The sequence below is a fragment of the Geomicrobium sp. JCM 19055 genome (assembly GCF_000698185.1).
In the GTDB taxonomy this organism is placed as follows: domain Bacteria; phylum Bacillota; class Bacilli; order Bacillales; family Marinococcaceae; genus Geomicrobium_A; species Geomicrobium_A sediminis.
The window spans coordinates 139,136-152,493 of record NZ_BAXL01000006.1 but is presented as its reverse complement, the minus strand read 5'-3'; the positions used below and the strand labels follow the sequence as shown (position 1 = coordinate 152,493).

At 43.7% G+C, this 13,358-nt stretch carries 13 protein-coding genes and 5 pseudogenes; 1 reads left to right on the top strand and 17 read right to left on the bottom strand.

Features of this window, described 5'->3' with window-relative positions:
- Positions 1-95 precede the first annotated feature (95 nt).
- Positions 96-954 (top strand): annotated as a pseudogene (locus tag JCM19055_RS07245) (YitT family protein).
- A gap of 38 nt (positions 955-992) precedes the next feature.
- Here the strand turns inward: JCM19055_RS07245 and JCM19055_RS07240 are convergent.
- The 17 genes and pseudogenes from JCM19055_RS07240 to trpB form a co-directional block, all read right to left on the bottom strand.
- Positions 993-1,682, bottom strand: coding sequence for a zinc metallopeptidase (locus JCM19055_RS07240; protein ID WP_042359196.1), 690 nt, complete (start codon positions 1,680-1,682; stop codon positions 993-995).
- Positions 1,683-1,747: 65 nt separating this feature from the next.
- Positions 1,748-1,876, bottom strand: coding sequence for a sporulation protein YpjB (locus JCM19055_RS25250; protein ID WP_265181916.1), 129 nt, complete (start codon positions 1,874-1,876; stop codon positions 1,748-1,750).
- 19 nt (positions 1,877-1,895) lie between these two features.
- Positions 1,896-2,537, bottom strand: a complete 642-nt coding sequence (locus tag JCM19055_RS07235; RefSeq protein WP_152549794.1) for a sporulation protein YpjB — start codon at positions 2,535-2,537, stop codon at positions 1,896-1,898.
- 69 nt (positions 2,538-2,606) lie between these two features.
- A pseudogene (locus JCM19055_RS07230) lies at positions 2,607-3,211 on the bottom strand (DUF1405 domain-containing protein).
- A gap of 73 nt (positions 3,212-3,284) precedes the next feature.
- Positions 3,285-4,151, bottom strand: coding sequence for a menaquinol-cytochrome c reductase cytochrome b/c subunit (locus JCM19055_RS07225; RefSeq protein WP_042359192.1), 867 nt, complete (start codon positions 4,149-4,151; stop codon positions 3,285-3,287).
- 46 nt (positions 4,152-4,197) lie between these two features.
- Positions 4,198-4,870, bottom strand: a pseudogene (gene qcrB, locus JCM19055_RS07220) (menaquinol-cytochrome c reductase cytochrome b subunit).
- A gap of 14 nt (positions 4,871-4,884) precedes the next feature.
- The gene (locus JCM19055_RS07215) at positions 4,885-5,331 is read right to left on the bottom strand and encodes a ubiquinol-cytochrome c reductase iron-sulfur subunit (protein WP_042359260.1); all 447 of its coding nucleotides are present in this window, start codon (positions 5,329-5,331) and stop codon (positions 4,885-4,887) included.
- A gap of 249 nt (positions 5,332-5,580) precedes the next feature.
- Complete coding sequence (locus tag JCM19055_RS23110) at positions 5,581-5,760, bottom strand: DUF2487 family protein (protein WP_052366040.1); 180 nt, start codon at positions 5,758-5,760, stop codon at positions 5,581-5,583.
- Complete coding sequence (locus JCM19055_RS23105; RefSeq protein WP_052366039.1) at positions 5,750-6,052, bottom strand: DUF2487 family protein; 303 nt, start codon at positions 6,050-6,052, stop codon at positions 5,750-5,752. The genes JCM19055_RS23110 and JCM19055_RS23105 overlap by 11 nt, the downstream gene beginning before the upstream one ends.
- A gap of 1 nt (position 6,053) precedes the next feature.
- A complete protein-coding gene (locus JCM19055_RS07205) occupies positions 6,054-6,650 on the bottom strand; it encodes a lipopolysaccharide assembly protein LapB (protein ID WP_042359191.1) in 597 nt (198 codons plus the stop codon).
- Entirely contained in the window at positions 6,586-7,158 is a 573-nt protein-coding gene (locus tag JCM19055_RS07200) for a lipopolysaccharide assembly protein LapB (protein ID WP_042359189.1), read from the bottom strand. Before JCM19055_RS07200 ends, JCM19055_RS07205 begins: the two co-directional genes overlap by 65 nt.
- Complete coding sequence (locus JCM19055_RS27210) at positions 7,151-7,321, bottom strand: hypothetical protein (RefSeq protein ID WP_193745345.1); 171 nt, start codon at positions 7,319-7,321, stop codon at positions 7,151-7,153. Before JCM19055_RS27210 ends, JCM19055_RS07200 begins: the two co-directional genes overlap by 8 nt.
- A gap of 342 nt (positions 7,322-7,663) precedes the next feature.
- Positions 7,664-8,998: a 3-phosphoshikimate 1-carboxyvinyltransferase gene (gene aroA, locus JCM19055_RS07195; protein ID WP_042359187.1), complete on the bottom strand. Its 1,335-nt coding sequence runs from the start codon at positions 8,996-8,998 to the stop codon at positions 7,664-7,666.
- A 12-nt stretch (positions 8,999-9,010) separates the two neighbouring features.
- Complete coding sequence (locus tag JCM19055_RS07190) at positions 9,011-10,120, bottom strand: prephenate dehydrogenase (protein WP_081833512.1); 1,110 nt, start codon at positions 10,118-10,120, stop codon at positions 9,011-9,013.
- Positions 10,121-10,171: 51 nt separating this feature from the next.
- A pseudogene (hisC, locus tag JCM19055_RS07185) lies at positions 10,172-11,253 on the bottom strand (histidinol-phosphate transaminase).
- Between the two features lie 81 nt (positions 11,254-11,334).
- The gene (trpA, locus tag JCM19055_RS07180) at positions 11,335-12,135 is read right to left on the bottom strand and encodes a tryptophan synthase subunit alpha (RefSeq protein ID WP_265181915.1); all 801 of its coding nucleotides are present in this window, start codon (positions 12,133-12,135) and stop codon (positions 11,335-11,337) included.
- Positions 12,132-13,325: pseudogene (gene trpB, locus JCM19055_RS07175) on the bottom strand (tryptophan synthase subunit beta). The gene trpA and the pseudogene trpB overlap by 4 nt, the downstream one beginning before the upstream one ends.
- Between the last annotated feature and the right edge of the window lie 33 nt (positions 13,326-13,358).

The following is a 13,358-nucleotide window of genomic DNA, read 5'->3' as shown; positions in this document are numbered from 1 at the left end:
CTTGATGGTATTTGATACCATGTCTAATTTCAACTATAATGTGGAAGTTATCATTATCTAGATCAAAAGGAGGAGTGGGCGTGTCTTATTGGTTAATGCATGCGAAACGCATTTTCTTTATTCTTCTCGGATGTGCGCTCGTTTCCTTCGGACTTGTCTATTTTAACATGGAAAACAGCTTAGCTGATGGCGGTTTTACAGGGATTACGCTAATTCTCTATTTTGTTTGGTCAATTGACCCTGCCATTTCAAACATCGTTTTGAATATCCCTATGTTTATTTTAGGCTACCGCATACTCGGGCGTACCTTGTTCGTCTACACAATTATTGGAACTCTTGGTATTTCATTATTTCTATGGATTTTTCAAGAATTCCCTGTCATTTACTTACCACTACAAGATGACTTAGCACTCGCAGCGCTTTTCTCTGGTGTTTTTATCGGCACTGGACTTGGCATCGTGTTTCGAGTCGGCGGAACGACTGGTGGTGCCGATATTATTGCCAAACTCGGATTTAAGTACTTTGGCTTGAGTATGGGCCGTACACTGTTTATGGTCGACGCAGTCGTAATCGCCAGTTCACTCGTTTACTTAGACTATCGTCAAGCGATGTACACACTCGTTGCCGTGTTTGTAGCCGCAAGAGTCATTGATTTCATTCAACAAGGTGCCTATTCAGGTAAAGCCGCCTTTATTATTTCTGAGAACACAGGCGCAATTGCAGATGCCATTCTTATGGAAATGGACCGAGGGGCAACGATTTTAACCGGACGTGGTTCATTTACGGGTAAAGAAAAAGAAGTGCTTTATTGTGTTATTGCAAGAAATGAGACGGTTCGCTTAAAAAATCTCGTTGAAAAAAACAGACCCCCACGCATTTATTACAATTTCTAACGTGCAAGATGTGATGGGTGAAGGATTTACACTTGATGACAAAAAGCAGCCATTGCCTTAAAAGAAGAGCCCAATCTGTTGAGATTGGGCTCTTTCTTCTTAATCATTGTTTGCCATCACGTACATTAGAATGAAACGAACGAGTTCTAATACCGCAACGAGTGCACCTGCAACGTACGTTAACGCTGCAGCGTTTAAAACTTTCTTCGAGCTTTTCTCTTCGTCATTACGGATGATTCCACTTGCAACCATCTGCCCCATCGCCCGGTTTGATGCATCAAACTCAACAGGCAACGTGACGAGTTGGAAGACAACTGCTGCAGCCATGAAAATAATACCGGCTAAGAGCAGTTGCGACATGCCTAGAAGCATACCTGCAATGATGAAAATAAACGAGAAATTCGAACCGAAACTCGCAAACGGTACGAGTCTAGAACGCAGACGCATAAAGCTGTAGTCTTGTGCATCTTGAATAACGTGTCCCACTTCGTGGGCTGCTACGGCATTTCCAGCAATCGATGTACCGTAATAGTTATCTTCAGATAAACGAACCGCTTTCTTTGACGGGTCGTAATGGTCCGTTAACTTCCCTTTAACAGGCTCTACTGTTACATCGTAAATCCCATTGTCTTGCATGATTTTCTGTGCGACTTGAGCACCTGTCATGCCCGAGCTGCTCTGTTTTTGAGAAAATTTATTAAACGTTGATTTCACTCGCATTTGCGCATAGATTGGAATGATTAAAATCAAAGCAAAATAAATTAAAAATGCTCCTAAACTACCAAACATGTTTGCACCTCCACACACTTCCTTATTGACTAGTTTACAAAACCTAGTCGTTCATCGTCAACAAATCAGCCTCGTTCTCGATCTTTTTGACCTTTGTACTTTCTGACGCCAACATACGTTAAAGATGCAACAATTGCTGAACCGACCATAATAATAACACTGATTAGTGAAGGGTCATTTTCTTTCTCTTCCATGTTGTACAATCGTGTAATCTCAAAAACGAGCGCCTTGAAAAAAAGGTTCCGCTTCATCCCCTTCTACGAGGCGGTGTCTGTGGTCTGTCATAAACTGTAACAATGACCGCAACTCTTCTTGTTCTGAAGGCGTTTTCCTTAGCATCATGGCAGCTTGGACTTTATGAAATTCTAACGTCCACTCGTTCCACAAACGTTGAAACAATACCGAATCATCGCGCTCTACCGCTTTTCGCACGTCTTCAAGTTGTCCGAGCACATCATCTCGTGTTTCTAACCACTTCGGCTCTTCTGGGTGAATGACGGCATTGATTAAGTAAAAGAACCGATGTGCTTCGCGTACTCGTTCTTCATGAGGCAAGCTTGTACTCGTTAATGCTTGTTCCATTCTCTCATAGCTTGTCACTAGAATGCTCAGATCATGTATGTCTAAAGAGACCGCACTATAGTCTGCATCCGTTATCGGCTTTGACATTTCCTTTAAGGTCTTTCGAGCTTGTTCATACTGCTTTTCAGTAACGTCTCGCAAGACGTCTTCGGCTTGGACGTGTAGATGCACCCACTCCTCGCGATCATCTTCTGCCGCAATGGTCGCATCTGTTGTCATCGCAAAGCTTAGTAAGAACAACGCACCGAATAGAAACATTATCCTTCTATGCACTGCAAAGCCCCCTCTCTTGTCCCATTACAAAATCTTATGTAGAAAAGGACAAGAGTAGACCTGCATTCATTATCGAGGCAACTTCAAATGATAACGATCACTGCGAATATTAAACCAGTAGACGATGAACACACCGAGTAAACCTAACCAAAATGTGAAATACCCAATCACATCGATGTGTGGCATGAGTACACTATGCACGCCCGGGTGCATACCAAACACGTAATCAATAATATCGTTGTGTACCGTCCATACAGCAGCTGCGATTAAATGCCACGGCTTAATCCGATAATACGGTAAAAACAACAGCGCTTGTATCGCCATTCCCGCGTGTGATGCGATGAGCATGTAATTCTGCCACGTAAGTGTCGCCCCCATCGCACCTGCACCCACATTCATAAACACAGCCCAAATGCCGTATTTAAAAAGTGTAACAGCCGCAAGCGCCTCTAATAAGCCTGAGTTTTTACGTAGCAATAACACCGCTAAAACCGCTGTAAAAAAAACAGGCTAGCAGTCGGGCTATCTGGTACAAACGGTATGAAGATCGTTGGTGTAACGAGCAATTGACTTTCATACCAAACAAAGCCATATAACGTTCCGAGCGCATTTATAATAAACAACGCCCATAATCCGAACGGGTGACCTACGACATGAATTAATGTGCGAATCATATTTACGGCCTCACTTTACTAACATAATGCAGAAAGAGCTGACATACATGTCAGCTCTTTCTTAGTAGATCGCTTAAGCGTCTGCTTCTTCGTCTTCTTCAGCATCCTCGCCGTTTTCTTCTTCTGCACCTTCTTCAGATTCTTCATCATCTGTTTCAGCGCCTTCTTCTGAACTTCCTTCTTCAAGTACGTATTCTGCAAGAATCAATAATTCTTCTTCAGAACCGTCTTCAAGGTCGTAAATCGGTGGCATTTCACCAATACCTTCAACTGCAATTTGTGCAATACCTTCAGCATCGTAGCCGAGGTCATAAAGGTCTGGTCCCATGGCTGTACCTTCCATGTTATCACCGTGACACGATATACAGGATTCTTCTACGTACATGTCATACCCTTGATGACTCGTATCGATCTCTCGTACGTCGTCATCGATTGATGCAGCGCCACCCCATTCGTGTTGGTCGCCTGCTTCCCAAGTTAAGTATGCTACAGACATGAAACCGAGGAGCATCATCCCTGTTGCAATTGGACGCTTAGAAAGACGTCGCTCTGGTCCTTTATCAAGCCAAGGTGCAAGTAATAACGCACCAAACGCAAGACCAGGAATAACAACAGTTCCGAGGATCGTTAAGTTACCAGCTGCTGCAGGATACTTTAAGAGTTGGTATAGAAATAAGAAGAACCAGTCCGGAACAGGAATATATCCAGTCGCATTCGGATCGGCAGGCTGCTCAAGCGGAGCCGGGTGGGCAACCGTTAAGCAGAGAAAGCCGATGAGGAATACAGCACCGACGAGCCATTCTTTCAATAAGTAGTTCGGAAAGAATGCCTCAGTTTTGCCGGGGTACTCCGAATAATCTTTAGGTGTATTATTCATCCGATGTTCGCGAGCAGGAATTCTCGAGTCTCCGACAAACTTCATACCTTTACCGCGTTTCATCTGTTCCCCTCCTTTGATGTTAATTGAGGGGCAATCTCACTAATTCCTATAGTGGACCGGAGATGCCCTGTCTACGAATCATAATAAAGTGAACAGCTATTAATCCAAGTAAAGCCCCTGGCAAGAAGAATACGTGAATCGCAAAGAATCGTGTTAACGTTTGCGCACCAATGACTTCCCCACCGGCAATTAATGTTTCTAGCGTATCCCCGATAACGGGAACGCTGGCGACAATTTCAAGCGTTACTTGAGTTGCGAAATAAGCTTTCATATCCCAAGGAAGTAAATACCCTGTTAAACCTAATGCTAAAATCACGAAAAAGATAAGTACACCGACAACCCAGTTGATTTCTCTAGGTTTCTTGTATGAGCCGGTAAAGAAAACACGTAAAGTATGCAGGAACATCATGACAATAACGACGCTGGCACCCCAATGGTGCATCCCGCGAACGATCATACCAAATGCTACTTCACTCTGTAAGTATTCTACCGACGCGTGTGCATTAACAATGTCCGGAACGTAATACATTGTAAGGAACATTCCGGAAAGAATTTGAATAACGACAGTAAAAAAACGTCAAGCCACCAAAGCAGTAGACAAACGCCGAGAAATGATGTCCCGGGTTTACATGCTCAGGCACTTCATGATCGGCGATGTCACGCCAAATTGGCGTAATATCGATACGGTCGTCGATCCAATCGTAGATACGTTGTAACATCCTTCGTGCCCCTCCTACTGTTGTGGTTGTGGCCGCCCAACATAAATTACGCCATCACGAATTTCGGTATCATAACGATGTAGCGGCTCTGTTGGCGGTGTGCCTGGCACATTCGTTCCGTCGATCTCAAACCGTCCGAAGTGGCACGGGCAGAAAAATTGATCTGGATTGTTCTCATCGCCACCAAAGTTAACTGTACAACCAAGGTGTGTACATGTTGGAGACAATGCAATAACTTCATCGCCGCTCAAATATGCCCAAACCGTGTCTTCCATCGTTTGTGTAACCCAGCCATCTTCTACTTCATACGTTAAAGAAAAGGCTTGTGGCTCTTCTGTTAGATCGGAAAGCGCTGTTAACTCATTCATGTCGCCGGCAGCATCGGCTTGCAGAATTGGATCTACCGCAAAACGAACCATAGGCATGACCATTGCAGCACCCATGAAACCGCCTACACCCATGAGCGTATACGTTAGAAATTGACGTCTTGATACGTTGTGATTTTTCTCACTCACTTAAGTTCCCCCCCTACGTTGCAAAATCAATGCAAATTTTGCACTGCGCAAGAGCTGATCAAGGGTAGTTGTGAAACCATTCACGCGTAAAACCATGACTCGCTCTCTTTCCATTTACAAGACTAAGACATATACATGATAGCGTAGGCGTTTTGGACATGTCAATCTTTTCACAAAGCTATTTTGAGAAATATATTAAAGACTGTCCTCTTTACGCCATTCTGCCATCACATCTGGAAGTAATTGCTGCATTTGGTCACGAATTGTTTTACTACGATAATTCGGGTCCAAGTGCTCAATTGGCAAATGTGGAATCCATAACAATAAGCCTGGTACTTGGTTTTCTAGTTGCTTTAATGCAGGGTCACTCGTCATCCAGATCACATGGTTTTTGCCATCTTTTTTTGAAAGCATCCGCCCACATGCCTAAGCGTTCCCCAATCTCTGTTACCGATTCACTAGACAAATACATAAGTGGAGGCAGTTGCATGAGCCTTCCTCTAAATTGCTTTTCCATTTCCATCGTTACGAGAGAAATGTATTCTCCCATGGCAACCTTCTGTCTTAAGTCATCGTCTAGCGCTACAGGTAACAACGGGACGAGCATCGTATCAACATAGGCTTTTGACTGTTGATACGTATCGATATCACTCGTTTGAAAACGCATCTTACCACTCCTCTTCTTGCAACGAATGTACGTACATTCTTAGTTGTTGATTATCTTCTTGTAAAGCTAATGCGCGTTTAAATGCAATCATTGCTTCTTCACGTTTACCATTTTCAAGTAACAAGTACCCGTACTCTTCCATCGCTAGTCCATCCGAAGAAAGGTATTCCTGTACTTGTTCAAACAAAACTAGCGCACCTTCTACATCATCATCTAATTGCTTTGCTTTGCCTTCGTAATATAAAAACAGCGGATCTTCTTCTCCACTCGTTTTCAAACGATCAATCAACGTCATAATTCCTTCGGCATCTTCTTGTTCATAATACAGTTCTAGAAGTTGCGAAGCGGCTTTATGGTTCGCTGGATTTAAATCAAGCACACGTAGATAAGCACGTGTCGCTTCGTCAGTTGCACCTGTTGTTTGGTTTAGATGTCCTTCTTTTAAATACAACTGTTCATTTTCTTCATCTTGAATGAGACCTGCTCGTGTGAGTTCTAATGCCTTGTCAGCGTTCCCTTCTTGCTCATACGCTTCAATTAACGGTACGTAAAGACTCGTAAAGGCAGGGTCTCGCTCGGAGTGCTTCCAACTGTTCAATGGCAGTCTCCGTCATTCCAGCTTGAAGGGCAGTAAACCCATAACCGAACAACGCTCTCGGCTCAGCACGTTCATCAACCGCATCTTCGTAGTAATTGAGAGAGGTCTCCCATTCACCTGTATTGCTATAACTTTCTGCTAGCAACAAGTTCATGTTCGCTTCCTCAGAGGAAAACCCATGTTCAATCGCTTGCTTCAAATACGGGATTGCCTTCTGGTAGCTCCCTTGTTCAACATAGTAACTTCCGATACCTGCAAGTAGAACCGGCTCTTTTGGAGCAACTTCCATCGCTTTGAATAGCTTTTGTTCAGCTACTTCTTCTAATCCTTGCAATTGATACAAGTCTGCAAGTAACATTTGTGCTTCTACATAAGCATGGTCTCTTTGGTCAATGTTCTCTAGACTCGTAATTGCCGTCTCTTCTTCATCAAGGTCAATCGCAGCCTCTGCTTTTAACGTAAGTAAGCTTCCTTCGTTCGGAAACTTCACGAGTAGTTCATCAATCATCGCCATGCTTTTTTTGTGCATGTCCAAGTTCTTGATAAATCGCGGCTACTTGAAACTGTGTATCGTCATCTTCATGATTTTCAAGCGTGCTAAGAATCGTTAAGCCTTTCTCAACATCGCCTTCTTCAATGAGTTGTACAGCTTCCATTAGCTGCTCTTGCATACAACCCCTCCATTACCGATCTAAATTCCTTCTTAATTATAGCAAAAACCTACGAACAATGGCTACGTTTGAACGTTACAAGGAAGTGAACAATTGGTCATTCTTCCATATTTTTTTGCTATAAGTAAAATGATAATGAGCATCGTAGCAAAACTTGTTCACAAAATCAAAAAAAACAACAAAAAAAAGCCCGAATCACAAAGCGTAAACGCTTACAATTCGGACCGAGCAAAATAGCGCTCTAGATTATGGATAGGAGTGGAGAGAAACCATACGCTAACTATTAGTATACGCAACTTCTTAAAAAGGTCAAGGGGTTTTCAGAAAAATTATTATTTTATTTTATAAAGCCCTCCGCCGTGTTGTGTGGAGGGCTTTCATTCTAGCGTGACAAGTCTTTGAGCATATCAAAAAAAAGTTCGGGTAAGAAACAGCAACCGCCTCTTTACGCAAGATTGTCGTCTCTCCTTCTGCAATGAGGTTTGCAATCGCAAACGCCATCCCGATCCGATGATCGCCAAATGAATCTACACGAGCCGCATGAAGAGGCGTCGGACCGTTGATGATCATGCCGTCATTCGTAGACGTCACATCTGCACCCATCTTCACGAGTTGGTCGACAACCGTATCAATACGATTCGTTTCTTTGTATTTTAGCTCTTCTGCATCTTTAATAATCGTTTTACCTTGTGCTTGTGTGGCAAGCACTGCAAGAACTGGAATTTCGTCAATCAAACGTGGGATGAGTTCCCCATCGATTGTCGTAGCGCTTAACTTCTTATATTGTATCGTCAAATCCGCGACAGGTTCGCCGCTCTGTTCACGTTCATTAGATACCGTCAATTGAGCACCCATCTTTTTAAGTACATCAAGAATACCTGCTCGCGTCGGATTAATTCCTACATTTTGAATCGTGACTTCGCTGTTAGGAACAATCGCTGCTGCAACGAGCGGAAATGCCGCTGAAGAAATGTCTCCTGGGACGTTCACAACTCTGCCCCCTTGAAGTGATTGACCACCCTCAATTGAGACACCTGTCTCTGTTATAGTTAAGTTTACACCAAAGGCTTGTAACATACGTTCAGTATGGTCTCGAGATCGATGAGGCTCAAGCACGGTTGTGACCCCTTTTGCCTGAAGGCCAGCTAACAAAATACTACTTTTCACTTGGGCACTCGCAACCGGCGACGTATGCGTAATGCCTGTTAAGTTTCCTCCTCGTACAGAAAGAGGAGTTAAGTTCGCTTCATCACGTCCATCAATCGTCGCGCCCATCGACTTTAAAGGCTTCGTAACCCGCCTCATCGGTCGTTTCGCAATCGATTCATCTCCTATAACGGTTTGGTAAAAAGGAAGACCTGAAAGAATGCCTAGCATTAAACGGATCGTTGTGCCTGAATTCCCAACATCTAGCACTTCACTTGGCTCAGTAAGTCCATCAATCCCTTTTCCGTGAACGATAATCTCATCGTCAACTTGCTCAATGTGAACACCAAGTTGCTTGAAACACTGAATCGTACTTAAACAATCTTCTCCCATTAAAAAACCACGAATCGTTGTCGTTCCTTTTGCAATACTTCCAAACATCACGGCGCGATGTGAAATCGACTTATCGCCGGGCACAGTAATCGTACCGCTTAAGCTTCTTACATCAGTTTGATTTTGTTCTACACTCACTCGTCTCAACTCCTATTCGCCAACGTATGTCGTAAATTTATGACTTTGCAAACACGCTTCTGCACGCGATCGTTCTTCAACCGAGCGGAATGACAATCGTAAAACACCCATAATGTCTTCTCTCGCTTCAATAATTCGGATGTTCGTAATGCTAATCTCGCATTCTGCTAAATAACCGGTAACGTCAGAGATGACACCAGGGTGGTCAGGAACGTCAACATATAAGTCATTTAACGTTGGGATTGCGCCTGCCTTCTTCACCGGCAGTCCATCGCGGTGACGCTTTGCATCGGCAAAGAATGCATGCAGACCATTAGCATCCGCAGCTTTAATCAGCTCGGTTACACGCTCCATATCGTCTCGCCATTCTTCCATCATCGTTTGCAATACGTCTTTGTTGTGCAATAAAATGTCTCGCCACATAATTGGATTTGCAGAAGCAATACGGGTAATATCTTTAAACCCACCTGCTGCTAAGTTCGTAATCATCGGGTGCTCTTCTTCTAACCCTTTTAATTGATGCACGAGAGCTGATGCAACGATATGTGGCAAGTGACTAACACTTCCCGCCATCACGTCATGGCTTTTTGCGTCCATTGTCACAAACTTCGCATTTGAACCTTCTAATAGCTGTTTTAAGTGCTCAGTTGCGTCCTCACTCTCTTGATTTTCAGATGGAACGAGAACATAAAATGCATTTTCGAACAAATCTGCTCTAGAACCGTGAACACCACTTTTGTGAGAACCTGCCATCGGGTGTCCACCGATAAAGACAACCCCTCGCTCAACCAACTTCTCTGCGGCTTTCATAACCGTTAACTTCGTACTACCAACGTCAGTAATCACGACGTTGTCTTTAAGTTCGACATCGAGTAATTGATTACTGATGATCTCAACGGTTTTCGATACAGGCGTTGCAATCACGATTGTATCTGCGACTTCTGCCGCCTCTTTAATTGATGTCGATTGCTCATCAATTACATCAAGCAACTTCGCATGTTCCAATGTTCGTTCGTCCAAATCAACACCAATCACTTTATGCTGTTGATTGCTCTTTTTAATGGCTTGTGCAATGGAGCCTCCAATTAGCCCCATCCCAATAACCACGACTGTTTGACTCAAAGTGATTATCCCCTTAATTGCCCTACGTAAACGTAGGGCATCTTGATTGGTTTATACGATAACGTCCTCAAAAGCTGTAATAAACTGATCATTCTCCTCTTTCGTTCCAAGAGAAACACGAATGCACGAAGGAAAACCGAGTGGTACTCCAGAACGAATGATGATCCCTTTTTGCATGAGCGCTTGAAAAACGTCATTGCCGTTCTTTTTCAGGTCCACGAGTAAAAAGTTCGTTTGACTCGGGAACACGTAATATCCTTTGTCTTCAAAAAACGTTCGAATTCGATCCCGTTCAACTTTGTTCTTCTCAAAACATGATTGAACAAATGCTTGATCAGAAAGCGCACGAACAGCTGCTTCTTGAGCAAATGTTGTCGTATTGAACGGCGGACGAATCGGTTCAACTTGACGAATAAAGTCTGCTTGACCGACAGCAAATCCAAGTCGAAGGTTCGCTAATCCATACATTTTAGAAAACGTACGTAAGAGCAGTAAGTTTGAAAAGCGATCAAGTAGTGGAAGCGTATTTGGATAATCAGACGCTTCTACATACTCTAAATAAGCTTCATCACTTACGACAAGTACATTCTCTGGAACGCGCTCTAAAAAGCTAACGAACTCCTCTTCGTTTATGTAGTTCCCTGTCGGGTTATTCGGATTACACACCCACACAATCCGTGTATCTTCGTTGATTGCAGCGAGCATCCGCTCCAAATCGTGATCGCCTTCTGCTGTTACTGGTACTTCGATCACTTCAGAGCCTTCAACCGTCGCATTGTGTTTATATTGTGAAAATGAAGCGTTGCCATGACACTATTCGTCCCAGATCCAAGCATTGCACGACATAAAAATAAAATGACTTCATCAGATCCTGCACCGAACAGCAGTTGATCCTCGCCAACTTGTAAATGCTCAGAAACCGCTTTACGAATCGTCGCTGCATGTCCATCTGGATAAATTTGCGTCATTTTTGGCGCTGCCAAAAACTCAGAAACTTTCTCTGAAACCCCATAAGGATTTTCATTGGATGCGAGCTTAATGACTTCAGTTAAACCATATTGCTCTTTTACAGCTTCAATTGGTCTTCCTGGCTCATACGGCGTCAACTCATTCATCGATTGCTTTAATGTAATCTTCAACGGTTCATCACCTTCCACGTACCTAAGAATTAAAAAGTGAGAAGAAATTCTCCTCACTTTTGTATTTGTTCTATTTTACGATGAAACGAGCGATTGAACAAATGTTTTTATTTGTAAAAGCGCTTTTGATCGTTGATGAGGATCACGTAACATCGTTTCATATTTTTCAATTTCCTTAACAATTCTCGAACCGACAACGGCTCCGTACCCTTGTGTATGCAAGCGAGCAACATGTTCTCGTTTAGAAACACCAAATCCAACTGCAAGGGGCACGCTACTTGACTCACTCGCGGCCGTAATAAACGTATCTAGCCTATGATCGAACTCTTCTCGTACTCCCGTGACTCCTAAGCTTGAAACACAGTACAAAAAGCCTTGTGCTTCTTTCGCGATCCGTTTGACACGTTCATTCGATGTTGGAGCGACGAGTGAAATCAAGACATTGCCATATTCATTGCACGTTTTCTTCATTTCATCATTTTCTTCATATGGAAGGTCAGGGACGAGCCAACCGTCGACCCCTGCCTCACTCGCGGCTTTCACTGCATCGTGCAGGCCATACTTTAAAATTGGATTAACGTAACAAAACAATACGATTGGAATTTGAATTCCCGCTGCTCGGATTTGCCGTACTGTATCGATGACCGTCTGCAACGACGTGCCTTCTTGTAACGAACGATTTGCTGCCGCTTGAATAACAGGACCGTCCGCTAATGGATCTGAATACGGTACACCTAATTCGAGAATATGCGCACCTGACTCTTCAAGCACTCGGGCGAGATCAATCGTCACTTCAATCGTAGGGTCACCTGCAACGATATAGGGGATAAACAATTGGTCATTGTTGTTCGCTGCTGCCTCAACTCGGTTCATCATGACTCTCCCCCTTTATCATCACTCAATACGCTACGAATCGTATCAACGTCTTTGTCACCACGACCTGATAAACAAATAAGAACCGATTGATCACTATTCATCGTACTCGCTTTCTTCAACGCTAACGCAACGGCGTGCGCACTTTCAATCGCGGGTAAGATCCCCTCAGTTTGCGTTAACTTCACTAACGCATCAATCGCTTCAGCATCAGTAATCGCTTCGTAATGTACCCGCTCTTCATCTTTCAAGTAAGCGTGCTCAGGACCGATACCTGGATAATCTAAGCCGGCAGAGATGGAATACGGTTCTATAATTTGACCGTGTTCATCTTGAATCAAATACGTTAACGACCCATGGATGACCCACGATCGCCTTTTGATAGGGTTGCCGCATGTTCAGGCGTCTCAATTCCTTTTCCTCCAGCTTCAGCACCATACAACTGAACAGTCGGTTCATCAAGGAAACTTGTAAACATACCAATCGCATTGCTACCTCCACCAACACACGCAACGACGGCATCTGGTAATTGTTCCATTTGTCGTTTTGCTTCGTCACCAATTACCCGTTGAAATTCTCGTACCATATAAGGATACGGGTGTGGTCCAACGACCGAGCCGATTAAATACATCGTGTCATCAACGTGAGACACCCAATAGCGAATGGCTTCGTTCGTCGCATCTTTTAGCGTCTTTGATCCGCTTGTTGCTGGAACGACTTCTGCTCCTAGCAATTCCATACGAAAGACATTTAGCTTTTGGCGCTCCATGTCTTTCTCACCCATAAAGATCTTGCACTCAAGGCCATATTTCGCAGCGACAGTTGCTGTAGCCACACCGTGCTGACCAGCTCCAGTTTCTGCGACGATCTTTGTTTTGCCCATTCGCTTTGCGAGTAGCGCTTGTCCGATGGCATTGTTAATTTTGTGCGCACCAGTGTGGAGCAAATCTTCACGCTTCAAATAAATCTTCGCGCCTCCAACTGTTTCTGAAAGTCGTTTCGCATACGTTAGAGGCGTTTCTCGTCCTGCATATTCTCTTAAAACCTCTTCATATTCTGCTAAAAAAGCGTCATCTACAAGCGCTTCTTTAAGACCTGCTTCTAGTTCTTCAAGAGCTGCCATCACTGTTTCTGGAACGTACTTCCCCCCGAAGGCCGTATCTTCCTTTATGATCCGGATAAGACTGTTGCATAATCTCCCACCTGCCTCATGATGCTTTTCATTT

Excerpts from the sequence above, each read along its gene's own strand:
- JCM19055_RS07215 (WP_042359260.1), bottom strand. The coding sequence starts at position 5,331 with ATGGGTGTAGGCGGTTTCATGGGTGCTGCAATGGTCATGCCTATGGTT.
- JCM19055_RS23105 (WP_052366039.1), bottom strand. The coding sequence starts at position 6,052 with ATGCGTTTTCAAACGAGTGATATCGATACGTATCAACAGTCAAAAGCC.
- JCM19055_RS25250 (WP_265181916.1), bottom strand. The coding sequence starts at position 1,876 with ATGGAAGAGAAAGAAAATGACCCTTCACTAATCAGTGTTATTATTATG.
- JCM19055_RS23110 (WP_052366040.1), bottom strand. The coding sequence starts at position 5,760 with ATGACGAGTGACCCTGCATTAAAGCAACTAGAAAACCAAGTACCAGGC.
- JCM19055_RS07240 (WP_042359196.1), bottom strand. The coding sequence starts at position 1,682 with ATGTTTGGTAGTTTAGGAGCATTTTTAATTTATTTTGCTTTGATTTTA.
- JCM19055_RS07200 (WP_042359189.1), bottom strand. The coding sequence starts at position 7,158 with ATGATTGATGAACTACTCGTGAAGTTTCCGAACGAAGGAAGCTTACTT.
- JCM19055_RS27210 (WP_193745345.1), bottom strand. The coding sequence starts at position 7,321 with ATGCAAGAGCAGCTAATGGAAGCTGTACAACTCATTGAAGAAGGCGAT.
- trpA (WP_265181915.1), bottom strand. The coding sequence starts at position 12,135 with ATGATGAACCGAGTTGAGGCAGCAGCGAACAACAATGACCAATTGTTT.
- JCM19055_RS07225 (WP_042359192.1), bottom strand. The coding sequence starts at position 4,151 with ATGAAACGCGGTAAAGGTATGAAGTTTGTCGGAGACTCGAGAATTCCT.